The sequence below is a fragment of the Shewanella sp. BC20 genome, from assembly GCF_003129585.1.
Lineage (GTDB): Bacteria > Pseudomonadota > Gammaproteobacteria > Enterobacterales > Shewanellaceae > Shewanella > Shewanella seohaensis.
The window spans coordinates 22,906-45,305 of sequence record NZ_NHRI01000007.1; the positions used below are offsets into that span (position 1 = coordinate 22,906).

Here is a 22,400-nt window from a genome sequence, read left to right on the forward strand (position 1 = left end):
AGCTTTTTCACTTAAAGTTGAGGGTATAATCGTGCCAATCGATATCGCTAGTACATTGAGCAGATGAAAACCACTATTTCCACAGAGACGCAGCAAGACGCCTTAAGCATTGCCAAAGCCACGCAAAAACCGGGGCAAACGAAGGAACAGACTAAGCTTATCGCGCAGGGGATTGAAAAAGGCATTGCCGAATACAAAAAACGCCAAAAAGCCAAGGCCCGTGAGCGCGATAAAATAAGAAAACAACAACTAAGGGCCAGAAACCAACAAGCGAGCGCGGCCGACGAGATGGATGACGGCGAAGATTTTTCGCTGCCGCAGACTCAATTAACTGCTGTTGCTTGGGCAGCTATCGCCTTGTTACTCCTCAGTTGGCTGGGCTTTGGGGCTTATATCTTCCTTTAACTGAGGATATTCGCGCGTAAGGTATCAAGGTAGCTAGTCAGCTCCTGAGGCAAAAACGCTTGTGCCATTAGCGCCTTAGCATTGATATTGCCAGCCTTTAGCTGGACTCGCCCCGTCTCGGGTAAAAAGGCCAACTCGAGCCAGTTGGCTCTGTCGGGGTAGCCATCGAGTGTTAGACAAAGCGTATTATCACGCTCAATGGCAGACTGACAATCCCAGCATTGGCCGACAAGGTCGAGCAGCGCTTGCCCGCTTTGCGTGTCGGTTAATCTCGGCGCATATACCCAATGGGACATACGCATTTCATGGGGAATGGTCTCCAGCTTAAAGCGGCCCTCTAGAAAAAACTGTTCGGCTAACATAATCGGATCATCAAAGTAGTTATCGTGTATGAATAAATCGTTTATTAAAAAGATGAATCGGTAATGGCCTGATTAACTCTCTGGTTTATAAGTAGATTAACTCATTAAGCCTTCTAATCGATTCGCGAGCCGCTTAGCTAAACCTTTTTGCCAAGCCGCACTCTTTGGCTGACTGTAGAGCCTATCTTCCCACGCAAAAATCTTATTCATGCCATGGTATGCGAGCCAAGGTAAAGGCTCGCGCTCCCAAGGTGCTAATACCTGTTGTACTGGAGCATTAAACGCCCAAGGCATAGACGCAAGCTGTGTATCACGCCCTAATATCAAGTCCACCAGCGTGCGGGCAAATAGGTTTGCCGCCCCGACACCTTCCCCGCCATAACCGCCAATCAGGCCTAAACCCAGGCTCTTATCAAAAATGGCATGGGGAGCAAAACGCCTCGCCAAAGCCAACGTACCGCCCCAACCATGGGTAATTTGCACGCCCTTAAGTTGAGGAAATAACGCCAATAATAATTGATAACGGAAACCAAATTCACCCTCGAAGGCACGCTGAGGTAGGCTTTGATTTACAAGAAATTTCCCGTTAAAAAGTTTAGGGTCAAAACCAAATTCTGTGCGTATTTTCGCACCAAAGCCATAGCCGCCACGGGCACCAAATATCAGCCGATTATCAGGGCTACGCTGGCCATAAGTCACTATGCGGCTGGCATCACTAAAGGTCGCGCGATTGGCTAGGCCAATTGCATCCCATGTGGCATCCGTTAACGGCTCGGTGGCGATAAGTAAACTCTGCACAGGTAAGGTAAATCGCCCAAGTCCACTGAGCTGACGCAAATAACCTTCCACTGCGGGCACCACAATCGTCGCACGAACTCGTCCCTTTGGTGTTTGCAATAGGGTTTGTGCATCACCAAGATGCGCCATGTGATTTACTGGGGTGTGCTCGTAGATCTTCACCCCTAAGCGTTGCACCAGATCAGCCAAACCACAGACGAGTTTCGCCGGATGTATTCGCGCGCAATGGGGAGTAAAAAGTGCCGTTTGGCCCTCGGCCATAGATACTTGCTTATTGAGTTCGGCCTTATCCAGCCAACGAATATCTTCTTCGCCAAAACCTTCTGCGCGCCACTGCGCTAATTCGGCTTTAATATTGGCTAATTGCTCGGGATAACGCGCCGCCACCCGCAAGTTACCGCCGTGGTGTAAATCACAGTCGATATGATGCTTGGTGCAAACTGTAGCCACTTCAGAAATAGTTGCTTGAATAATGGCTTTAGCGCTAAGGCGCTGCTCGCCCTCGAGCCGATTGAGATAGGCGACATCGCCACTAAAACTGCCCATCAACCAACCGCCATTTCGACCGGATGCACCTTGGCCTATGCATTCGGCCTCAAAGATAACCACTGACAGATTTGGCTGGTATTGTTTTAGATAATAGGCCGTCCAAAGCCCGGAATACCCCGCACCGATAATGGCAACATCGACACTGATATCCTGCTCTAAGGGCGGTAAAATGGCTCGTTGAGTTAACTTAGGTTCAGTGTCGAACCAAAATCCGCGCTCTTTCACGCCAAGGTTTCACTCGAGGCATTAACACCGATAATTGCCGCAATTTCATCGACATGGGTATCAACCCAGGCGCTGCTGATCGGTCCCCAGGTAAGAATACGATAATAACCCGCATTGTTACGACTGCCGTCCTGCACAAACTCGACTCGAATGCCAATATCTTCAAATGCGGCGATAGAATCCTGCAGCGTGCGCCGCGGCATTCCAGTTAACTTATTGAGTGATAAAAGGTTATGTCGTTCATCATCCATTAAATGCGCTAAATATAGCTTACGCAAAAATGCCTTATGCTGTTTCGACATCGATTGAGTGGCTGCAACTTCTAGGGGCATAACGGAACGATCCAAAAATTAACCAAGAGACAATAAAACTACTTGATATTCAGTGAATAAGAAATAGCCTCAGCGCAAATTATTAGGCAGAGTTTACAGCGCTACACCCGCCAATATTGAACAATTTTGCATCATTGACTTGTGTTTATCCCCCCATCGCTGTTATTTCTAAAAGGAGTCAATCGATGGGAGCAAGCGATGAGCCACATTATTACTGCGGAGCAAGTGCTGCATTTCTGGTTTGAGGAAATCTCACCTAAATCTTGGTGGATAAAAGACCGTGAGTTTGACGCCCTTATCCAATCCCGTTTTGAAGAATTGCTTAAACAAGCAAAACGGGGCGAGCTTGCCGATTGGCGCGTCACCCCTCAGGGACGGTTAGCCGAAATCATAGTGCTGGATCAATTCTCCCGAAATATCTATCGCGACACACCCGCCGCCTTTGAGGCCGATACTATCGCGCTCGTCCTTGCCCAAGAGGCCGTCGCCCAACAGGTTGACCAAGCACTTAAACCAAAACAGGTGCCCTTTTTATTTATGCCTTACATGCATAGCGAGTCGGCCGTCATTCATCAGGTCGCCGAAAAGTTATTTAATCGAGAGGCGGCAATCGCCAATTTAGAATTTGAGCTTAGGCACAAAGCCATCATTGACAGATTTGGCCGTTATCCCCATCGAAACAAGATATTAGGCAGAGAATCCACCGCCGATGAACTCGCCTTTTTAACCCAGCCGGGGTCCTCTTTCTAAGGGCTAGTTGCGCCTTTGCTAAATAAATTAAACAAGACTATAAATTAGCAAACTACACTTATTGCAGTAGGTCATGGAGCGGCCAAAACTGGTTGGTGACTCACTAAGAGGTATTGATGAGTGATGAGACAGGTTAACCTTGCTTCGGCTTACGCTAAATTTTGCCATATTCGCTACCCGCTAATGGGGCTAATCGCCCTATTTCATCCCCTTACAAGCAAAGCCGATGAACTCAAAATAGGGGTCAGTGTGTCAATCCCTCCCTATGTGATTCAAGAGACCAATAGTGGCTTAGAGCTTGAATTACTCTACAAAGCCCTCGCCGTTAAAGGGCACAATGCCAGTATCCATTATTTCCCCTTGGCGCGTACCTTTCATGAGCTTCGAAAGGGCAATCTCGACGGCATTATCAACATCAAAGAAGGCATGGTGGATAACGTATTCTACTCCGATGTTGCTATCCGCTATCAAAACTGTGCCATCAGCCTCGATGAACATAGGTTTGCTATCAACAGTGTTCAAGACCTTGCCAATAAAAAGGTGGTCGCCTTCCAACGGGCCTCAGTGTTGCTCGGCGAGGAATTTAGCCTGATGGCAAAAGCCAACAGCGGTTATCAAGAACAGGCGAGGCAAATACAACAGGTCTATATGTTGATGAAACACAGGGCCGATGTGGTAGTGATGGATAAGAACATTTTTAAATACTATCTCAAGCAGGCATTTATCGAGGGGAAATTGACCGAGGCGGAAATCAAGCAAGTGGCTATTTGCAATCGTATTTTCCCGCCAACGGAATATAAATTTGCCTTTTTAAATGAACAAATTCGGGATGACTTTAATCTGGGATTGAAGCAGATCACCGAGGATGGAACCATCAACGCGCTACAGGAAAAATATCGACGTTTCGTGTCCCTCGACAACGATGCCGAGGCCTCAAATACCCTGCTAGACCACACAGTGTTAAAGCATGATCCCCTCTAGTTTTACTTAACTACTAATACTGGGCATTTTGCCAGTCTCACTACATCTTGGCTCACATGGGGTTTTAAAAAGTCAGCCAAGCCGCTACTACCGTGACTGGCGAGAACCACCATACCTACATCGGCTGCTTCAGCGAGGATTTCTTCGCTCGCATCGCCGTGGCGAACAATGCATTTGATATTAAGGCCAGACTTTAATCCTTGCTGCATCTCCAGCTGTAGGCTCTGCATTTTTTCATCGACAAATTCCGCCAGCTTTTGCTCCAATGCCGCTGGAGTCTCCACGGCTACACCGTAAAAATGGGCGCTTCGTGCGGGGCTAACGACATGTAGCAAGCGGATATCCACCTGATAAAGATTCGCCATTTCAACCGCATATTTAAGAGCATGGGCGGCTGTCGCCGAAAAGTCCGTCGGGCATAACACTTCTTGAGTACGCATAATCTTATCCATCGCTGATTGTTGTTTCGCCCAATATTGGGGGCAAATCGCATTGCTGATAATCTGTATTTTATAGCAGTAAATCGGCACAAGCAGCTAGGGCGTAAAATTAATTATGCTTTAGCAATCAAAAACAAAGGGCGCCTTAGCGCCCTCTTGTACCTCTGTTAAACGTTATTTTACTACCAGTACGGGGCATGCGGCGCCATTGGCAACGGCCTCGGCGACATTGGTATGTAAAAAGTGCGAGATCCCCGTCCTGCCATGGCTGGCAATCACTACCATGCCCACGTCTTTGCCATTCGCCTCTTCGAGGATCTGATCGACGGGATCGCCACGGCGAATTAAGGTCGTGATAGGTAATTCGGTTTTAAGGCCCTCGAGTAAAGCCTGCATCTTAGTTGCGGCGGCTTCTTCCATACTCTTAGCGAGCTCTTCTGGCGTGATCGCTAAGATCATATAGTTTTCGTCACCCAAGGGTTGCTCTACAACGTGTAAAATCTTTAGCCCTACATGGTATAGATTTGCCATTTCAATAGCATAACGTAGCGCATGGGCCGCAGTTTCCGAAAAATCGGTGGGCCAGAGTATTTGACCTGAACGCATAATCTGTTCTCCTTAATGGCTAGTCATCGTGAAGCTCATCTTTGAGCCAAGTAATAGCATCCAGCTTATCGACAAAAAACTTAACCTCAGCAGGAGTAAACCAGTTTGCCAGCTTCGCCATGACTTCCTGTAAAGTCGTTTTACCGACAATGGCAATCCGCTCAAAGTGGCGAACATGCTTAACCCCTAGTTTTAGATCGTCCCAAGCGGCTTGAAGTTCCCAACCATCGAGCTCAGTAACATCGACTAAGGCATAAATATCAGGATCTTTTACCCCAGCTAACGCGGCTTCGAGCACGGGCACCATCACCTCATAGTCATGATGGGTTAAGGTGCCAATCGCTTTAAAGGCAACAAAAAAATCATCGTCACCATAACGCTCAATGCCAACTGAAATACCATGCTTTAACAAAGTCATACCCACTCCTTGTTTAACAAACTACTATTTCAGTGTAGAAGTTAAGCCCACTTCGGGCCGTGATCTTGCTCATAAATACACCAGAACACTTGCGAATGCTCACGCTGTTCGCTAGGATAAACCGACTAATCAGTCGGTTTGTTTTTATCCACCACAAATCACGTCATCAGCTCAAGACTTGCATCCGAGGAATCACTATGAATATGGCAACAGACCCAGCAAAAATCTCGCCACTCACCGAGTTACTCCAACGCCAACGTGCAAGTTACTTGGCCGCACCTAATCCCGATTACGCTATCCGTAAAGAACGCTTAATCCGCCTTAAAGCCGCCTTGCTGAAATTCCAACAGCCGCTCGTCGAGGCGCTGTCACAGGACTATGGCCACAGATCGGTCGACGACAGCTTGATTTCCGACATTATGCCCGTGGTCAATAACATCAATTACAGCCTGAAAAACCTGAAGAAATGGCTCAAGCCAAGCCGCCGTCATGCGGGTCTCTTACTCGCCCCAGCCCAAGTGAAAGTGCATTATCAACCACTTGGGGTTATTGGGATAATCGTGCCTTGGAACTTCCCCGTCATGCTCTCCATCGGCCCCTTAGTCACGGCCATCGCCGCAGGCAACCATGCCATGCTCAAACTCTCGGAATTCACCCCAGCGACCAATAGCGTCATTAAGCAATTGCTTGCCGAAGTGTTTGAAGAATCCCATGTTGCCGTGGTCGAAGGGGAAGCCGATGTCGCGGCGCAGTTTTCAGCCCTGCCCTTCGATCATCTGCTGTTCACCGGTTCAACCACAGTCGGTCGCCATGTGATGCGTGCCGCCGCCAATAATCTCACACCTGTGACTCTCGAGCTTGGCGGTAAGTCGCCAGTGATTATCGCCCCCGATATGCCACTTGAGATAGCAGTAGAACGAATGATTTATGGTAAGTGTTTGAATGCTGGACAAATCTGTGTAGCCCCTGACTATGTGCTTTGTCCTAAGGCGAAAGTGGCAGAGTTTATCCAAGCCTATCAGACGAAATTCCAGGCCATGTATGGCGCCATTACCCACAATAAAGATTACGGCAGCATCATTAACGCCCGCCAGTTTGAGCGCCTGTTAACCGTGCTTGAGGATGCCAAGGCTAAAGGGGCTAAGGTGATCCCCGCCTCGAATGACGTGATTGATAGCCAGCATCGTAAACTCGCTACTCAGCTCATTACCGACACCACTGAAGATATGCTACTGATGCAAGAGGAAATCTTCGGCCCACTGCTGCCAGTGATTGGTTATGACAGCCTAGATGAGGCCATTAGCTACGTGAACCATCGTGCTCGCCCCTTAGCCCTGTATGTGATGAGCTTTGATGAAGCGAGCCAACAAAAAATCCTCAAGCAAACTCATTCCGGCGGTGTGTGCATCAACGAAACCGTGTTCCATGTGGCGGCCGATGATGCCCCCTTTGGCGGTATAGGTCCATCGGGGATGGGGCATTACCACGGCAAGGAAGGATTCCTCACCTTTAGTCACGCTAAAACCGTGCTCAGCCGAGGTCGCTTCAACACGGGTAAGTTTGTCCACCCTCCCTATGGTACTTTTATCCAACGCATGTTGATGAAGCTGTTTTTACGCTAATACGGGCGCTTAGGAGGGGTTATGCCGAGCTTATTACCAACAGATACAGACACTAAACCCATGACAGATAAACGTCAGGCCATTTTGGAGACCGCCTTACGCTTATTTGTCGACCAAGGATTTCATGGCACCTCGACCGCATCGATAGCCAAGCAGGCGGGCGTCGCCACGGGCACTCTGTTCCATCATTTTCCGACCAAGGAAGCACTGATGGAAAGCCTGTTTCTTACCATCAAGCAAGAATTTGCCGATGCCTTGTTGTTAAAGGTCGGTGACGGGCAAGATCTTAAACACAATGCCGAAACGCTTTGGCAGAGTGCGATCGATTGGTCGATTGAAAATCCAGTCAAACAATTGTTTTTCCAGCAGTATTCTATGTCGCCGCAGATAGCAGTGCATATTCGCGAGCAGGCGATGAACAGCATCTTAGGGTTTATCGCGCAATTGATAAAACAGGGACAACTGATGGGATTGATAGCTCACTATCCCGTTGATTTGATGCTTGAAAACTGTCACGGCCAATACTTGGCCGCCACGCGCTTTTTTATCGATAGTCCAGAATTAGGCAAAGATAAGCATTACCGCGATGCCAGCTTTGCGCTGTTTTGGAAGGCGTTACAGGCCGATTAACCATAAAAAAACCGAGCCAGACATGTCGCTGGCTCGGTGCTTGTTATCGCAATGGGAATTAACCTTGGCTCAACTCCTGCTGTCTTTCTGCGGGTTGTGTCACCTGAGCCTGACTCCAATAACCTTGCTTAATGCCCTTATCAATCAACTCGGCGACCGCGAGTTCGATGGCTTGCAGCACGCAAAATTGCACGGGTTCGTTAGTGGTAAAACCGACTTCAGCCTCGGCCAAACGATTCAAACTGGTATAGCGGAACAGGCCTGCACGCATTTCCTGCGAAAGTACCCTTTTACTCGTAGATACAGACATCATCACTTTACCCGTGTGCACATCGACCGCGCGCAGATAGATAGTGACTAAATCCTCACGGTACATTTCCGAGGCGCCGATGCCATAGTATTCCACTCCTGTGCCGCCGGTGCTGGTGTTGGTCTCGTAGCTGATAATGCCACCTTCTAATAGCAATCTCGCCGTCGATAACACCGGAATATCATCGCCCTTGGTGCCATTTTGTTTGTTGCTGATTTTGCGCTCGGTCAGTAGGTTTTGCAGGCCCTCACGCTCAACGGGGGTAAACCATTTCGAGTCGAGCAAGGTTTGCATCAACATAGAGGTTGCTCCTTGCGTGACCGCCGTGGAGAAGGAACTCACGTTCGCCTGAGGCTTATACTGGCCCGTTTGGTCGCGAAATGAATACACGGCCACAGGGATAGGAAACTTAGGCCCAGGCTGACTCTGTAATCCCTTCATCACCTCACTCACGGGATTCACCTGTGCGGGCGTGATATTTAAGTCAGGCTTTGGGATCAAGCTACAGGCAGACATACTCAGCAGCATCAGGGCGATAAAGATGAAACGAGTCATTAGTTTCCGCCTCCGAAGGTTGGCATTTCAATCACTGTCACTTCACCGGTTTCGATATTAGTGATGGTCAGCATCACCCCTGTGCCAGTAGAAGCCACTTCAATACGAAAATCACCGGTATCGTACACGCCATCGGTGATTTCCCCATCGGCCACGCCACGGGTGATAGAGTTGATGATGTTACGTTCTAAGGATTCCTTAAAGCGGGTAACAAAGTCCTTCTCGGTCGAGCTAGCTTTGTTATCGTTTTGAGCCTGCGCTTTATTCAGCAGAAAGGCGCCATTGAGCGGATTACCGCCAAAGCTGGGATTCACAGGGGTATAGATTAATTCGGTTGCTTGGCTTGTGCATGCCATGCAGAGCACGGCAAGAGAAAGTAACGTCCTGTAAGTCATTATTATTATCCTAAAAGTCGTCCGTTGTTCCTGAAAAATCACCCGTAATGGCATTAGCTCGAACCTGAGCTAAGTAATCAATGGTCAGCAATATGGCCTGCTCTGCGCTTTCCTTAATCGGATTGGCGCGGCGACCAAAGTGCGTGGTATAGATGCGCGTACCGTTGACCTCCAAGGTTAAAACCGTGCCCGCCTGCGGAAACACGGTTTCATACAGGGTCACGTTAAAGCCTTGGGTAAAGGGCAATTCGCGCCAATAACTTGAATAGTAAAAGCCAAAATCCTTACCAAAACGGGTTAAGGTTCTGTCTATGACTAATCCACTGATTTCAATGTCATCATCGGCCAAAACACTGGGGGAACTGACAAACAGCAAGGGACACAAGATGCAGACGAATAACCGCTTTTTTAACGATCTCACTTTCCTCTCCCTGTTGATGAAAGCCACCCATTGCGCGATATCCAAAGCCGAACCAAGGACAAGCCCTTAGCCAACATTTTCGCTTACGCAGGGTAACAGGACAGCCGATCTGTCGTCATTAGAGGGAGGGGCAAATTAGCCCGAAAAGCTAAGGTAAAAACCGCAAAATAGCCCATTTGGGTAATACATTCGGCTGAGGAGTGAAACCTCTTGATACACACTTGAACGCGGTTTATTGCGGCAGCCACAAATGTACCGATAGGCCGCCGTCGCTGCGATTATGCATGCTAATGCTGCCATCGTGGGCTTCGATAATTTCGCGGCAAAGGGGCAGACCTAAACCCGTGCCCGATTGTTTAGTCGAGTAAAAGGGCAATAGGGCTTGCTCTAACACTTCCTCGGACATACCGCTGCCGCGATCCTCGATTTTGATACTAAAGCCCGCCCCATCCACCATGGTTTGGTGGCGAATCGAGAGCGAGACTTCATCGGGATTGGAACCTGATTCATGGGCATTTTTCAATAAATTCAGCAGGACCTGCTCCATTTGCCCTTGGTCGAAATAGCCCATCTCAGCGGGTAACTCATTGGCTAAGGTAAAAGGATAATGTTGGGTTAAATGTTCGATAAGCTGCTGCCACGGCACGTCACGTCGCTGCGGTAAAGGCAGTTTAGCAAAGCGCGCATAATTGAAAATAAACTGGCTCAAGTGATTCGTTCGACTCTCTATGGTATCGAATATCAGCTTAAGCTTGGGATTATCGAGATCTTTCGTCAGTAAACGCCCCGAGTTCACCATGGAGGCGATGGGCGCGACAGAATTATTCAACTCATGGCTGATAATGCGGATCACCTTCTTCCATACCGCCACTTCCTGACGATTGAGTTCTCGGGTCATTTGCTTGAGCAAGATTAAGTTATGCTGTTGGTTATTCAGTAAAAACTGGCCACGGCTCAGATACCAAGTCTCAGTATCATCCTCACCCATGGTAAACAGGCCGCTCTTTTCTTGCTTAAGGGCCAAGGCAAGCGCTTCGGGTAAGTCTTGCAGCAGCTCATCGAGGCTTAAGCCTTCCATCTTGCCTTTGATATGAAAAAGATGCCGCGCCGCATCGTTGGCATACATGAGTTTTTGGTGATCGTTAAATAGCAGCATCACATTCGGAGAACTTTGAATCACCTTATCCAGCAGCAGTTCCCGCTGGTAAATATATTGCCGCTCTTGGCGCAGCTTAGCCGCCGAATCATTGAATAATTCCGCCAATGCTTTCAGCTGCCCCTCACCATTTGCCGGAATGCTCACGCTAAAGTCATTGTCGTTAAAGTTGAGTAAACCAACCTCTAAGGCATTGAGACTGCGAGCTAAATGGCGAGTAAACCAAGCAACCCCAAGCGCGCAGCTACCACAGGCCAGCAGCAATATCAGCAGCATGTCAAATACTGCTGGCATCGACTGAGTGTGTTCCGACAGGCTAAATTCGGCGGGGATCACAGGTTCAACCGGCGCAACCATAGGTGGCGCCTCAATAGGATGGGGGGCGGGACTAAAAAGCCCGTCCTTCAAACGATCGAGTTTATAGAGCTTAATCTGCACTTGCTCTTGCTTTAGCTGCTCTAACTTTTGCAACTCGTGTTTGATTTGCTCTGTCTTCAAGCGCTCCTGCAATGAGAGTGCCTTTTGAAATTGCTCAGTATCCTTAATCGTCGATTCGATTGCAGCCACTGCATCTTCGAGCTGCGCCAAATCCAGCTCTGGCACGGTAATATCGGGCAACGTATGGGGAGCATCCTCCACAAGAGAGAAAACTGACGAGCGATAACTCATGGCGCCTAGGGTGAGTAACACACCCAAAGCACAACAAGCTGTTGAATAAATGATTAATTTTGTTCGCAGTAGCACGTTAATTCCCGCCTAATCTCCACCCATTATGCTGCCAATCGTTACTTCTCTAAGCCAAACTTGTCCATACGGCGATATAAGGCTTGGCGACTCAACCCTAAGGATTTCGCCACGCGCGCAATCACGCCCTTGTGTTGCCTTAAGGCCATTTCAATCTGCTCTCGGCTCACATCCGTCGCCTCATTGCTCTCTTGCTCAATCGGCGGATTCGCCATGGATTGCGGTTCAAGTGGCGAGACTAAGGGCCGAGTCTGCCCAAGGGGCGCGACACTCATATGGCTAGCATGATGACTCGTTTGGTGGCTAGTTTGATGGTGGGCATACGCGGGCGGTAAACCAAAATCGACTTCGGTTAACACTCGGCTTTTGGCCAACAGCGCCGCACGTTTGCAGGCGTTTTCCAACTCGCGCACATTGCCCGGCCAGCGGTGCTGCAATAGGGCTTGCTGCGCTGGTTTACTCAGGCTAAAACCCTCGCCGACAAAATGCTTCACTAAGGGCAAGATATCGTCAATGCGTTGATTCAGCGGCGGTAAGGCCAATTCAATCACATTCAAACGATAGAATAAGTCCTCACGGAAACGCCCTTCGGCAATATCTTGGGCCAGATCGGCGTTAGTCGCACTGATCACCCTCACCTTCACCTTTAAGGTTTTATGGCTGCCTAAGCGCTCGAATTCCCCGGTTTGTAATACCCGCAGCAATTTCACTTGGCCCGACAGAGGTAAATTGCCAATTTCGTCCAAAAACAGCGTGCCGCCATCGGCCGCCTCAAAGCGGCCAATACGCGCCTTATTGGCGCCGGTAAAAGCCCCCGCCTCGGCACCAAAGAGTTCAGCTTCGAGTAACTCCATCGGCAAGGCGCCCACATTTACCTTGATAAAAGGTTTGTTTTTTAAAGGGGAATTGGCGTGAATAATATCGGCAAGCTTGTCTTTACCCGCACCATTGGGGCCGGTTATCAACACTGACACATCGGAGCGCGCCAGTTGTAAGGCTAAGTCGATACAGCGCTGCATAGCGCCACTGCCAAACACGATTCCGCAGAGATCCGCATCGGCGATCGCCACCTGACGCTGGGAATTCACCCGTTCGAGCTGCTGGTTTGCACGGGCAAGTTTATGTAACGCAATTAAATTAGTGATACTGTTGAGTAACTTAGCATCATCCCACGGTTTGCCCATATAATCGGCGGCGCCCGCTTTAACTAACTCGACCGCAGTTTCTAGCTGGGTCCACGCCGTCATCAGGATGATCGGCAGATCTTGCTGACGCTCACGCAGGGCATAAAATAGCTGTCGCCCTTCTTCACCCGAGGTGGTATCGCGGGTGAAGTTCATATCTTGGATAACCAAATCAACATCTTGGGTTGCCATTAGGCTAAGGGCATCTTCGGGCGTATGACAAGTCAACACCTGATAACCATTGATCTCCAGCATTAAGCCTAAGGCCTGACAGATGGCATGGTTATCGTCGACAATCAGAATAGTGTCCATGTAAGCATGTGCGTCCAGAGTAAAACTATTAACCTTAAAGTAACAAAAAGTGCAATAACATCCTAATGTTATTGCACTTAATGCCCTTCATCCTATTTAAACACTGCGGGTGGCTGTCGCAGGAGAAATCTTAGCGGCCTTGCGAGCTGGCAAGTACACCGCAAGGGTAGTTACCGCAAACAGCCCCGCCACAGTCAGCAATGGATAGATTATCTCCAGCATTGGCAGGCTATAGAGACTCATCAATTGCTGGCCGAGCTGAATCGCTAACAGCACACCAATGCCACCGCCGAGCAAGCAGAGCAGATAGTTCTCTACGAGGAAGTAGCTGATAATATCCCGTTTTTTCGCCCCTAACGCGCGGCGAGTGCCAATTTGCTTAGTGCGGCGCTGGATATTAAACATCACCATGCCTGTCACCCCAAGGGATGTGATCAGCAGCAGTAACACCACCATCATGGTCAATACGGTTGCCATTAACTCATGGTCACGATACGCCTCGATACGGCGCTCGCCCATGGTTGTAAAACCTTCGACCACGCGGCTCGGATATTCCTTATGCAACAGCTCGGGAATGACTTCCTTGAGGCGGGCCATATCGCTCGACTTAGCTCTCACTAAATAGCGTTTATAGTCAGCGGGATAATTCACCGACAACACTGAGCTAAACTCTAGGTTTTTGTTATCTACCCATGCCGTTTGTAAGCGCTCCAACACCCCAATCACCACAAAGTGCTGCGTGCCCATATATACGCTCTTGCCGAGTGCAGTCTCATTCGGCCATACCTTATCGGCAAAGGCTTTAGTGACGATCATCTTGCCACCATCTTCCAACAACTCTGTGGTGATCTCCTGGGGATAGAAGTTGCGTCCTTCGACTAACTTCAGTCCTAGGGAGTTGATGAAATGCTCATCACTCATATACATGCCCGTATTGGGCGTGGATTTAGCGCGCTCCTCAGGCCCCAGCGTAAAGTTACTCGACCAACCGCCACCGCTCAGGGGAGCCATAGAGGTGGGTGCCACATCGATAACGCCCGGGATCGCACGGATGATCTCTAAATCTCGTTTATCCTGCGCGACTAAATCCGTTGTTTTATCAAAATGATAAATACTGAAATCGAAGACTTCGCTTTCAACAATCCCCGAATCCCGCGCCATTAAATTCAAGCGCTCGGCGATAATAAAGCTGGCATTCGCGACGATAGCCACAGATAAAATGATCTGTAATAACAGCAACAAGGGGCCACTTTTACTGCGTAATAAACTGCTAAGAATAGGTTTGATATGTAACATATTGCCCCCGATTATTGGCTCTTAAGATAAACACTTGGGTTAGTCGTACACACACGCCACGCGGGGTAGATGCCAGCCACCACTGCCGCCAAAATCGCGATCAAAGGTGCTATCAACCACATACTGGTATCGAGGTGAGTTAAAGACGCCTCCAACTGAAACTTCTTCGTCAGCAGCATCAGTGAGCCCCAGGCCCAAGCTAAGCCGAGCAAACCGCCGAATAATCCCATCAAGGACACTTCCACCATATGTTGGGCAAAGATCTGCCCTTGGCTGGCGCCAATGGCGCGGCGCACACCGATCTCGGGAGCACGGCGTAAAAACTTAGACAGCAATAAACCTAACATATTGACTAAACAGACAATTAAGAAAAGTGCGCTCAGGCCCACTAGCACCTTGTTATCCTCAGGCACCACTTTATTGATGGCTAACCATTGGTCAACATCGGACAACTGTACATCGGCCTTAGGTGAGCTAAAGCGGCCTAATTTCTTTTGTTGCTCAATATATTGGCGTACCCACTGGCGGTACTCAGCCACTTGATCAGGCGTATCCAGTTGCACCCAATATTGCGTCCAATGCTTTTCTGAGGTTAAACGTTGTGCATAGTTGTTGATGCTTTCATAGTTCCAGCCATTGGTATTCCCCCAACTGCCATATTCCTCAATCGGCGCTAAGCTGTAGGGCACAAACAAGCTATCCACATTGCCAAAGGCGCCGTTGTTAAGATCGTAATAGTTTGGACTCGGTGCCCAAGGCTTAAGCACTCCCACCACCTGATAGGGCTTAGCATTGAAATAAATCGTCTTGCCGACACTATTTTGGCCCGCAAACAGCGTCTTATTTAGCTCATCGGTGAGCACCACTTCGTAGCGAGCATCTTTATCGACACTGTCATCCCATGCCTGACCGTATTGGAATTCGAGGCCAAACAGTGGGAAAAAGTCATTATTGGTTACCCTAACCCGAGATTGCAGCACGGGTAAAAAAGCGGGATCTTCGGTTTGCACCGCGCCGCCCGTGCGAAACATGGGGGTTTGCAGGCTCGGAATATCACTCTTGAGTAAGTTCATCCCGTCTTGATAGGTGATCTGTTGATCGAAGCGATCCCAGGCATCTGGCCCTTGGCTCCACAACTGCACCGCAAACAATTGACCGGATTTATCCCCCGCAGGGTTAATCGACATCATTTTATAGATATTGAGTGTAGTGATAGTGATGCCAATGCCGATGGAAATCGCCATGATCATCAATGCCGACAACATGGGCGTTTTTTTGATGCTACGCCAAGCTAAATCTAAGTAATAGAAGAACATAACCGCTCCTAGCCTTGGGCGTTAGCAACCAGTTTATCGACACAGCCGTGGCTTGCACTGCGGGCCGCATTGGGTTGATACATGGTAAAGTCGCAGACTTGACCATCGACAATTTGAATATTGCGCTGGGCACGGCGGGCCAGTTCAGGATCGTGGGTCACCATGATGATCGTGGTGCCAGATTGGTTAATATTCTCTAATAATTCCATCACTTGGCGGGCCATTAAACTGTCGAGGTTACCCGTAGGTTCGTCGGCGAGCAGAAAACGGGGTTCCCCCGCTAAAGCGCGGGCAATCGCCACCCTTTGCTGCTGACCGCCGGATAATTGGGTCGGTAAATGCTTCATCCTCGCACCTAAACCCACTTGCTCTAATGCTTGCTCCACACGGCGTTTACGCTCCTTGGCACTGAAACCACGGTAGCGCAGCGGCACTTCAATGTTTTCCGCGAGGTTAAGATCGGGGATCAAGTTAAAGCCTTGGAAGATAAAGCCAATCTTCTCGTTGCGTACGGCAGCACTCTTGTTATCACTGAGGTTGGAGACATTAATCCCATCTAAAAAATAATCCCCATGGGTGAAGCCTTCGAGCAAGCCTGCGATATTTAAGAAGGTGGTTTTGCCAGATCCCGAAGGGCCAGTTACAGCCACAAACTCGCCCTCATTCACCTCAAGGTTGAAATCCCGCAGCGCGTGGGTTTCCACTAAGTCCGTTTTAAAAACCTTACTGATATTCTTCATTGATAACATTTTAATTTCCTTGATTAATTTTTATCTTTGCGCGCAAACGGCTTATAAAACGCGCCAGTATTTTCTTTATCTTTAAGCGGTAACGGCTAACACAAAGCCATTACCCCGCAAAACGGCCCATCACAAACCCACTCAAGGCATCGAACAACCCATTGAGACAGGCGAATATAAAGCTCACACTTTCCATCGAGACATCACCCACTTTGCGCGCCTCTTCTAAGGGATTCGTCCATTCCAAAATATTTAAACCGAGGAAAAACCAGCTATTGGCCTCACCTATGCCCAGCTCAACCGCCACAACCAGTAGGGCCAAGGCCAGCACGCCAAACAATTTGGATGACATCAGCAGACCAAGATCGACGTTTTTAGTACGCATAATGAACTCCTTGTACACCTTAGCCGCAGATTTTTTAGCCAGAGCGGCGTTAATTACATCAATTTGATTAATAAGTAATTTTTGACTATCGGTCATCAATGCATTTTGACCTGTTCGGCATGGTTGAAGGGCTCAACACTGGAGATCACCCATTCGTCACCCGCTTTACCGCCTTCGATCACTTCCACCTGACTCATGCTAGTGCTGCCGAGCTTAATCTCGCGGCGGGTAGCAATATCGCCTTCGACTTGGTAAACCTCATCGCCGCCACCGCTGGTCATAAAGGCACCGCGTTTAACCATCAACACATTCGCCCTGTGTTCGAGTAAGACTCTGGCGGAGATCCGTTGGTTTTGGCGCAGCTTCAAGCTTTCGCTCTGGACAAACTGCACTCTGGCGGTCACTTCACGGTTACGCACTTCAGGGGAAATTGAGGATAACTTGCCCATGAGTTTGACTTCACCGAAGCTCAGTTCGACCTCCATTCCGAGCCCTAACTCGTCGGCGTAGGATTCTGGCACCGCCAACTCGGCCTCATAGGCACTTAAATCGACCACGGTCAGGATGGGCTGATTGGCGCTCAGACGCGTTTTTTGCTCGGTCAACCAGTTACCAATAATGCCGCTCACCGGCGCCTTGATATTTAAGGCGTCGACCTGACGCTCAAGCTCTTTCACCGCCAGACTCTGACGCTCCATTTCCAAGGCCTTGTTTTTCACCTCAAAGGTTAAGGTATCCTTGGTTAAGGCCACTTCCTGCTCCGCATGCTTAAACTTGAGTTTTGCCTTGTGCAGATCGTCCTTGCCCTTCTCATAGTCAATTTGGCTGATCAGTTTAGATTGGATCAACAAATCCCCACGACGGCTCTCCCGATCGGCAGCTTCCAAATCGACCGAGGCCATGTCTAAGGTTTGATTGACTTGTAATTGGTTACGTCTGGCGTCTAGCTTGGCACGCTCAAGGGCGCTCTCTAATCCCGCCAATAGCGATTTCGCTTGCTCTAATTGATTGGTTAATCTTGGACTATCCAGCTTTGCGACCACATCACCTTTGCTGACGCTATCACCTGGGTTGCTCAGTAGCGTCACTGTGCCTTCTTCGGTGCTGTAGAGGATTGGCGCATTGGCGGCAACAATTTTGCCCGTGGTGGCCACATCTCGAGTGAGCGTGCCAACGTACAAAGTTGCGGTCGTGAGCTCGCTACGGCTGATGGACTGGCTGACTTTATCGCTACCAAAACTGGCCCACACTAAGGCGCTAACCAGTAAGGTGCAGCCGCCAATCATTAGAGGCAACTTGAGGCGTTTGGCGGTCGATGGCACAAGGACTTTATCTTGGCCGCTGGTATCTTTAATCATGGCGTTTCTCGCTTCCCTGTCGGAGGGCTGGATAGGCCCATCGCTACGGACACTATTAAAAATCGATATCCAGTAATAGCAACGCCTATGCCAATTTCGTTAAATCATTTACTTTCATGCAGTTAAGTTGCATTTAAGATAAAAGTGTCCGCGGACACCGAGGGCTTTATTAGAAAGTGTCCGCAGGTTTTCGCGAAAGTGTCCGCTGAAAAGCGGTTTGTGAACATAGGAGTAAGACGGAGTGCGGACACTCAACATGCGTTAACACTTTTATTGGTGAAATGGCTGAGTTTCCCTTTACAGCTAAATCCTTGCCACATAAGATCCTGCCACCCTCGCAGCAGAAACATTCAACAAGATGAATCGCCCTATGACAACACTCACTATTACTCGTCCTGACGACTGGCACATTCACCTAAGAGACGGCGCACAATTAAAAGACACGGTTCGCGATATCAGCCGCTATATGGGCCGCGCTATCGTCATGCCTAATCTGGTTCCTCCCGCTATCGATACTGAAACCGCCTTGGCTTATTACGATCGTATCAAGGCGCAAGTGCCAGCGGGCTCGCAATTTGAACCCTTAATGGTGTTGTATCTCACCGACAAAACCAGCCCAGAAGAAATCCGTAAAGCCAAAGCCTCGGGCAAAATCGTTGCCGCTAAACTCTACCCAGCTGGCGCGACCACCAACTCGGATTCTGGCGTGACCGATTTGAAGAACATCTACCCCGCCCTCGAAGCGATGCAGGAAGTGGGCATGTTGTTCCTAGTACATGGTGAAGTGACTGATTCATCGATTGATATTTTCGACCGCGAGCGCGTGTTTATTGAGAATATCCTCAGCAAGATCGTGGCCGATTTCCCGAAGCTTAAAATCGTTCTCGAGCATATCACCACTAAGGATGCGGTCGATTTCGTGACTCAAGCGTCTGACAACGTGGCAGCCACGATCACCGCGCACCACTTGCTCTATAACCGCAACCATATGTTAGCTGGCGGTATTCGTCCGCACTTCTATTGCCTGCCGATTTTAAAGCGCAATACCCACCAGCAAGCGCTGTTAGGCGCCGCGGCCAGTGGCAATAAGAAGTTCTTCCTCGGTACCGACTCAGCGCCACACGCTAAAGATCGAAAAGAAGCCGCCTGTGGCTGCGCGGGTTCTTATACAGCCCATGCGGCCATTGAGCTGTACGCCGAAGCCTTTGAATCGGTTAATGCGCTGGATAAATTAGAAGCCTTTGCCAGCTTCAACGGCCCAGATTTTTACAATCTGCCTCGCAACAGCGATACCATCACCCTAGTGAAAAAATCTTGGGATGTGCCCGTCAGTTACCCACTTGGCGACAACAACGTTGTGCCAATTCGCGCTGGCGAACAAATCGATTGGCAGGTCGAATAAACGGGCCTTTTGACGCGATAAACGGCTATCTAAGCCTGCCGTTTATCGAGACCTACACCGTTAAGAGTCGCCTTAGGGCGACTTTTTTATAACCAGCAAATAACGCCATAAGCGATTATCTTTTAAGAGAAAAAACATGAATACACGGAAGTTACTTAAGCTGCTGTCCTCAAGCCTATTATTTGCCACTACGCTGCCACTCAGCACTTTTGCCGCCGATGAACTCTCAGGTATTTGGCAGGGCACGCTGGGTAAAAGCAGTGTTAGAGTCTGCTTTAATCAATACGGCAGTGGCAGTTACTACTATCAACGCTACTTAACCCCAATACAACTCGAGCTGCAAAACGGTATTTGGAAAGAAGAAAACAATACAGGAAACTGGCAGTTCGATAGCGCTACGGCGCAGCAACTCAGCGGCCATTGGTTTAAAGACAATTCGGGTAAATCGTTGCCCATAAAGCTTGAGCGCCAACTCAGCCCAGATAATCAAGATGACTGCAGCGCCGATGCCTACAACCTACCGCTTGAAACCAAACCTTCACTGAGCCGCGGAAAATGGCAAGCTTTTCAAACCATTGAATACCGTCCGCTGACCTATGGCACCGAAGTCGGCATCGAATTTAACGGCCCACAAAAAGGCATTCCCGCCATTAATCAGTGGCTTGAGAAAAAGCTCACCGATGATGCGCAGCTGGCACAGACCTTTGATACTCGCCGCAGAATGTTGTCGCAAATGGGCCACTTTGTGGCAGATGAAACCTATGCAGAACCGATTTTCCTCAATCAGCATTGGCTAAGCGTGCGCTTATATCGCTGGGCGGCGGGTTTTGGCGCGAATGGGATCAGCCAAGAATTTGTTAGCTTCTCCCTCGCCGATGGCAAACCTTTCCATCCGTGGCAGTGGTTTATTGCCGATAAACCCTCGCAAACCTTGCCAGAAAGCATGAGTTATCAGCTCCCACCCGCACTTAAGGAAAAGTTGTTTGCTAATGCGGTCCCAGATGCAGAATGCCCAAGTGCCGACGGCTCTGGGTATTTTCAACTCACCCTCGAGGCGAATGGGATTAAGTTTTGGGAAATGCCCCGTGGCGATGGTTGTGAGCAGGAGTTTACCTTAACCCCACAAGAAGCCATGCCCTTTGCCACACCTTGGGGGCAAACGCAGCTTAAGCTATTGGAATAATAAAATTTAATATAAATTCATCATTAATCGCGATGGCGGGAAAGCAGGCTGAGATAACGATAATAAGCGTTTGAAAGCCCTTTCTCGTAAACCTTAACGGGCTAGCGTCTCTTGTCAGATTCTGCCCCTATTTTGAAGGAAGATAGCTTGAGTCAGCAAATGCCCCAGATAGCAGAACAAACTGCCGAAGCCTTAGTGCAAGCCCAGTTAGTCGCCTATAACCAACACGATCTTGCAAGCTTTGTCGCGCTCTTTAGCGACGATGTTTGTATTTACCGCCCACCCGCCACAGAACCCGTGATCCGAGGCAAGGCTGCCTTTAGTGATTTCTATCAGAATGAACGCTTTAACTTGCCGCATCTGCACGCCGAGATCCTCAACCGTATGGTGGTCGGCAATAAGGTGGTCGATCACGAACGGATCAGCGGCATCCGCGAGGAGCCCTTTGAAGTCATGGTGGTCTTTGAAGTCGCTAATGGCCTTATCCAAGCGATGTGGAGCTTTGCCGCTAACTAGGGCGCGCGCTAAATGGTCATATCAAGCTGACAGGCGTAACAACAAGCATCTGCGGCAAAGGCGCTCGCTAAAGCAGTGAAAAATGTTACGCCTATCCCATATTTCATTTCGGCGCCGCCTTTTGGTGTGATATCAACGGATTCTGTGAAGCGCACTACTGTCCCTCAACCACAAAATACCTTAGGGTTATTAAAGGGCGATGCACTCAACGCCCCCTTTACTTTGCCCAACAATAGGAATTGCTGATGTCTGATAACCAACAAGCCTTTTACGAACGTGCCACCGAGATGATTAAGCTCGCGAACCAGCAAAACCAAAACACCGAGATCCAAACCGGTGAGGTCAGCGCTTCCTTTATGTGGGCCGTCGCCCGCTACAACGCTTGGTTTGGTTCCACCAGCTTTGAATCCAAAGAACAAATGCAGGCCAAAAAACAGGAAATGATGGATTACTATATCGAGCGCTACAAAGAGATGATTGACGCCAATCTCGAAGACTATATCGAGAACTTCGACCACTACCGCGCCACACAAAAGTAGTCAGTGAATAAACAATTGCTCTAACAGGATTGATTTGGTTTTAGGGCTCATAAGCCCAAGAGGGGCAAATAGGATTATTTGCCCCTCTACTATGACACTGTGGCGAACAGCTTCTTACTTATGCGCAGCAAGAACAAAGATGATACATCGCCGTTATTGAGTGCATGCGTTTGTCGTTTGGCAGTCGGCTGCGGCCTGACGCTTAAGCTGCTGTGCGTATTGCTCCGCCGCTGCTTTTGCCTTTCGAGCCTCAACCTTATGTTGCACATTCTCCACCAAGACCTTATCAAAGGTCTCCATCCCAAAATGGTCGGAAACATCCTGATAAATAAACCAAGATGCAAAGGCGACAATGCCATAGGTCATTAGACGTAACATGGTTTTTAAACCTCAACAATTGTATCAACAACTGCAATATAACTGAGGTTTTTCATAAAGAAAACTGTCAATTAAATGGCTTGAAATTGTCA

At 49.0% G+C, this 22,400-nt stretch carries 26 protein-coding genes; 9 read left to right on the forward strand and 17 right to left on the reverse strand.

Annotation, left to right across the window (positions count from 1 at the left end; genetic code table 11):
* Positions 1-63: 63 nt before the first annotated feature.
* Positions 64-405 carry a DUF2956 domain-containing protein gene (locus tag CBX96_RS09080; protein WP_109286461.1) on the forward strand — a complete coding sequence of 114 codons (342 nt, stop codon included), beginning with the start codon at positions 64-66 and terminating at the stop codon, positions 403-405.
* Here CBX96_RS09080 and CBX96_RS09085 read toward each other — a convergent pair.
* The 3 genes from CBX96_RS09085 to CBX96_RS09095 form a co-directional block, all read right to left on the reverse strand.
* On the reverse strand, positions 402-767 hold the full coding sequence (locus CBX96_RS09085) for a hypothetical protein (RefSeq protein WP_181382179.1): 366 nt from the start codon (positions 765-767) through the stop codon (positions 402-404). The genes CBX96_RS09080 and CBX96_RS09085 overlap by 4 nt on opposite strands.
* A 96-nt stretch (positions 768-863) precedes the next feature.
* Positions 864-2,339 (reverse strand): FAD-binding oxidoreductase, encoded by a 1,476-nt coding sequence (locus CBX96_RS09090; RefSeq protein WP_109286463.1) that lies wholly within the window; start codon positions 2,337-2,339, stop codon positions 864-866.
* Complete coding sequence (locus CBX96_RS09095) at positions 2,336-2,671, reverse strand: winged helix-turn-helix domain-containing protein (protein ID WP_109286464.1); 336 nt, start codon at positions 2,669-2,671, stop codon at positions 2,336-2,338. The genes CBX96_RS09090 and CBX96_RS09095 overlap by 4 nt, the downstream gene beginning before the upstream one ends.
* Positions 2,672-2,869: 198 nt before the next feature.
* Between CBX96_RS09095 and CBX96_RS09100 the strand changes: the two genes are divergently transcribed.
* The gene (locus tag CBX96_RS09100) at positions 2,870-3,421 is read left to right on the forward strand and encodes a DUF924 family protein (protein WP_109286465.1); all 552 of its coding nucleotides are present in this window, start codon (positions 2,870-2,872) and stop codon (positions 3,419-3,421) included.
* 123 nt (positions 3,422-3,544) lie between these two features.
* On the forward strand, positions 3,545-4,402 hold the full coding sequence (locus CBX96_RS09105; RefSeq protein WP_109286466.1) for an ABC transporter substrate-binding protein: 858 nt from the start codon (positions 3,545-3,547) through the stop codon (positions 4,400-4,402).
* Positions 4,403-4,404: 2 nt separating this feature from the next.
* On the opposite strand, the gene CBX96_RS09110 is transcribed toward CBX96_RS09105, so the two are convergent.
* The 3 genes from CBX96_RS09110 to CBX96_RS09120 all read right to left on the reverse strand — a co-directional run bounded on the left by CBX96_RS09110 (position 4,405) and on the right by CBX96_RS09120 (position 5,866).
* Positions 4,405-4,842 (reverse strand): universal stress protein, encoded by a 438-nt coding sequence (locus CBX96_RS09110; protein ID WP_109286467.1) that lies wholly within the window; start codon positions 4,840-4,842, stop codon positions 4,405-4,407.
* A gap of 174 nt (positions 4,843-5,016) precedes the next feature.
* Positions 5,017-5,448, reverse strand: a complete 432-nt coding sequence (locus CBX96_RS09115) for a universal stress protein (RefSeq protein ID WP_011621669.1) — start codon at positions 5,446-5,448, stop codon at positions 5,017-5,019.
* A 19-nt stretch (positions 5,449-5,467) separates the two neighbouring features.
* Positions 5,468-5,866, reverse strand: coding sequence for an STAS/SEC14 domain-containing protein (locus tag CBX96_RS09120; RefSeq protein WP_089067119.1), 399 nt, complete (start codon positions 5,864-5,866; stop codon positions 5,468-5,470).
* Positions 5,867-6,063: 197 nt separating this feature from the next.
* Between CBX96_RS09120 and CBX96_RS09125 the strand changes: the two genes are divergently transcribed.
* Both CBX96_RS09125 and CBX96_RS09130 read left to right on the forward strand, forming a co-directional pair.
* Entirely contained in the window at positions 6,064-7,488 is a 1,425-nt protein-coding gene (locus CBX96_RS09125) for a coniferyl aldehyde dehydrogenase (protein WP_109286468.1), read from the forward strand.
* 21 nt (positions 7,489-7,509) lie between these two features.
* Entirely contained in the window at positions 7,510-8,118 is a 609-nt protein-coding gene (locus CBX96_RS09130) for a TetR/AcrR family transcriptional regulator (protein WP_109286469.1), read from the forward strand.
* 58 nt (positions 8,119-8,176) lie between these two features.
* Here CBX96_RS09130 and CBX96_RS09135 read toward each other — a convergent pair whose 3' ends face one another.
* From CBX96_RS09135 to CBX96_RS09180, 10 genes are all read right to left on the reverse strand, one after another.
* The gene (locus CBX96_RS09135; protein ID WP_088210326.1) at positions 8,177-8,983 is read right to left on the reverse strand and encodes a CsgG/HfaB family protein; all 807 of its coding nucleotides are present in this window, start codon (positions 8,981-8,983) and stop codon (positions 8,177-8,179) included.
* Positions 8,983-9,378 (reverse strand): curli assembly protein CsgF, encoded by a 396-nt coding sequence (locus CBX96_RS09140; protein WP_088210325.1) that lies wholly within the window; start codon positions 9,376-9,378, stop codon positions 8,983-8,985. Before CBX96_RS09140 ends, CBX96_RS09135 begins: the two co-directional genes overlap by 1 nt.
* Positions 9,379-9,388: 10 nt before the next feature.
* Positions 9,389-9,799: a curli production assembly/transport protein CsgE gene (locus tag CBX96_RS09145; protein WP_088210324.1), complete on the reverse strand. Its 411-nt coding sequence runs from the start codon at positions 9,797-9,799 to the stop codon at positions 9,389-9,391.
* Positions 9,800-10,031: 232 nt separating this feature from the next.
* Complete coding sequence (locus tag CBX96_RS09150; RefSeq protein WP_109286470.1) at positions 10,032-11,699, reverse strand: PAS domain-containing sensor histidine kinase; 1,668 nt, start codon at positions 11,697-11,699, stop codon at positions 10,032-10,034.
* Between the two features lie 41 nt (positions 11,700-11,740).
* Entirely contained in the window at positions 11,741-13,195 is a 1,455-nt protein-coding gene (locus CBX96_RS09155) for a sigma-54 dependent transcriptional regulator (RefSeq protein WP_109286471.1), read from the reverse strand.
* A 96-nt stretch (positions 13,196-13,291) separates the two neighbouring features.
* Positions 13,292-14,491 (reverse strand): ABC transporter permease, encoded by a 1,200-nt coding sequence (locus tag CBX96_RS09160; protein WP_109286472.1) that lies wholly within the window; start codon positions 14,489-14,491, stop codon positions 13,292-13,294.
* A gap of 11 nt (positions 14,492-14,502) precedes the next feature.
* Positions 14,503-15,807, reverse strand: a complete 1,305-nt coding sequence (locus CBX96_RS09165) for an ABC transporter permease (RefSeq protein WP_109286473.1) — start codon at positions 15,805-15,807, stop codon at positions 14,503-14,505.
* Between the two features lie 8 nt (positions 15,808-15,815).
* A complete protein-coding gene (locus CBX96_RS09170; protein WP_109286474.1) occupies positions 15,816-16,556 on the reverse strand; it encodes an ABC transporter ATP-binding protein in 741 nt (246 codons plus the stop codon).
* A 100-nt stretch (positions 16,557-16,656) separates the two neighbouring features.
* A complete protein-coding gene (locus CBX96_RS09175) occupies positions 16,657-16,932 on the reverse strand; it encodes a hypothetical protein (RefSeq protein WP_109286551.1) in 276 nt (91 codons plus the stop codon).
* A gap of 95 nt (positions 16,933-17,027) precedes the next feature.
* Positions 17,028-18,290, reverse strand: a complete 1,263-nt coding sequence (locus CBX96_RS09180) for an efflux RND transporter periplasmic adaptor subunit (RefSeq protein WP_011627055.1) — start codon at positions 18,288-18,290, stop codon at positions 17,028-17,030.
* A 370-nt stretch (positions 18,291-18,660) separates the two neighbouring features.
* Here CBX96_RS09180 and pyrC point away from each other — a divergent pair, with 370 nt between their 5' ends.
* The 4 genes from pyrC to CBX96_RS09200 all read left to right on the forward strand — a co-directional run bounded on the left by pyrC (position 18,661) and on the right by CBX96_RS09200 (position 21,930).
* Positions 18,661-19,692: a dihydroorotase gene (gene pyrC / locus CBX96_RS09185; RefSeq protein ID WP_023269013.1), complete on the forward strand. Its 1,032-nt coding sequence runs from the start codon at positions 18,661-18,663 to the stop codon at positions 19,690-19,692.
* A 136-nt stretch (positions 19,693-19,828) separates the two neighbouring features.
* Positions 19,829-20,875 carry a hypothetical protein gene (locus CBX96_RS09190; protein ID WP_109286475.1) on the forward strand — a complete coding sequence of 349 codons (1,047 nt, stop codon included), beginning with the start codon at positions 19,829-19,831 and terminating at the stop codon, positions 20,873-20,875.
* 159 nt (positions 20,876-21,034) lie between these two features.
* Complete coding sequence (locus CBX96_RS09195; protein ID WP_011621653.1) at positions 21,035-21,391, forward strand: nuclear transport factor 2 family protein; 357 nt, start codon at positions 21,035-21,037, stop codon at positions 21,389-21,391.
* A 245-nt stretch (positions 21,392-21,636) separates the two neighbouring features.
* Positions 21,637-21,930, forward strand: a complete 294-nt coding sequence (locus tag CBX96_RS09200; protein ID WP_011621652.1) for a DUF3144 domain-containing protein — start codon at positions 21,637-21,639, stop codon at positions 21,928-21,930.
* Positions 21,931-22,083: 153 nt separating this feature from the next.
* On the opposite strand, the gene CBX96_RS09205 is transcribed toward CBX96_RS09200, so the two are convergent.
* A complete protein-coding gene (locus tag CBX96_RS09205) occupies positions 22,084-22,308 on the reverse strand; it encodes a hypothetical protein (protein ID WP_011621646.1) in 225 nt (74 codons plus the stop codon).
* Positions 22,309-22,400 lie beyond the last annotated feature (92 nt).

Bases quoted from the DNA above. Each gene is read 5' to 3' on its own strand.
- CBX96_RS09125 (WP_109286468.1), top strand. From the start codon at position 6,064: ATGAATATGGCAACAGACCCAGCAAAAATCTCGCCACTCACCGAGTTA.
- CBX96_RS09180 (WP_011627055.1), bottom strand. From the start codon at position 18,290: ATGATTAAAGATACCAGCGGCCAAGATAAAGTCCTTGTGCCATCGACC.
- CBX96_RS09190 (WP_109286475.1), top strand. From the start codon at position 19,829: ATGAATACACGGAAGTTACTTAAGCTGCTGTCCTCAAGCCTATTATTT.
- CBX96_RS09115 (WP_011621669.1), bottom strand. From the start codon at position 5,448: ATGCGTTCAGGTCAAATACTCTGGCCCACCGATTTTTCGGAAACTGCG.
- CBX96_RS09170 (WP_109286474.1), bottom strand. From the start codon at position 16,556: ATGTTATCAATGAAGAATATCAGTAAGGTTTTTAAAACGGACTTAGTG.
- pyrC (WP_023269013.1), top strand. From the start codon at position 18,661: ATGACAACACTCACTATTACTCGTCCTGACGACTGGCACATTCACCTA.
- CBX96_RS09105 (WP_109286466.1), top strand. From the start codon at position 3,545: ATGAGACAGGTTAACCTTGCTTCGGCTTACGCTAAATTTTGCCATATT.
- CBX96_RS09120 (WP_089067119.1), bottom strand. From the start codon at position 5,866: ATGACTTTGTTAAAGCATGGTATTTCAGTTGGCATTGAGCGTTATGGT.
- CBX96_RS09205 (WP_011621646.1), bottom strand. From the start codon at position 22,308: ATGTTACGTCTAATGACCTATGGCATTGTCGCCTTTGCATCTTGGTTT.
- CBX96_RS09100 (WP_109286465.1), top strand. From the start codon at position 2,870: ATGAGCCACATTATTACTGCGGAGCAAGTGCTGCATTTCTGGTTTGAG.
- CBX96_RS09080 (WP_109286461.1), top strand. From the start codon at position 64: ATGAAAACCACTATTTCCACAGAGACGCAGCAAGACGCCTTAAGCATT.
- CBX96_RS09095 (WP_109286464.1), bottom strand. From the start codon at position 2,671: ATGCCCCTAGAAGTTGCAGCCACTCAATCGATGTCGAAACAGCATAAG.
- CBX96_RS09110 (WP_109286467.1), bottom strand. From the start codon at position 4,842: ATGCGTACTCAAGAAGTGTTATGCCCGACGGACTTTTCGGCGACAGCC.
- CBX96_RS09200 (WP_011621652.1), top strand. From the start codon at position 21,637: ATGTCTGATAACCAACAAGCCTTTTACGAACGTGCCACCGAGATGATT.
- CBX96_RS09165 (WP_109286473.1), bottom strand. From the start codon at position 15,807: ATGTTCTTCTATTACTTAGATTTAGCTTGGCGTAGCATCAAAAAAACG.
- CBX96_RS09160 (WP_109286472.1), bottom strand. From the start codon at position 14,491: ATGTTACATATCAAACCTATTCTTAGCAGTTTATTACGCAGTAAAAGT.
- CBX96_RS09140 (WP_088210325.1), bottom strand. From the start codon at position 9,378: ATGACTTACAGGACGTTACTTTCTCTTGCCGTGCTCTGCATGGCATGC.
- CBX96_RS09175 (WP_109286551.1), bottom strand. From the start codon at position 16,932: ATGCGTACTAAAAACGTCGATCTTGGTCTGCTGATGTCATCCAAATTG.
- CBX96_RS09195 (WP_011621653.1), top strand. From the start codon at position 21,035: ATGCCCCAGATAGCAGAACAAACTGCCGAAGCCTTAGTGCAAGCCCAG.
- CBX96_RS09135 (WP_088210326.1), bottom strand. From the start codon at position 8,983: ATGACTCGTTTCATCTTTATCGCCCTGATGCTGCTGAGTATGTCTGCC.
- CBX96_RS09085 (WP_181382179.1), bottom strand. From the start codon at position 767: ATGTTAGCCGAACAGTTTTTTCTAGAGGGCCGCTTTAAGCTGGAGACC.
- CBX96_RS09155 (WP_109286471.1), bottom strand. From the start codon at position 13,195: ATGGACACTATTCTGATTGTCGACGATAACCATGCCATCTGTCAGGCC.
- CBX96_RS09130 (WP_109286469.1), top strand. From the start codon at position 7,510: ATGCCGAGCTTATTACCAACAGATACAGACACTAAACCCATGACAGAT.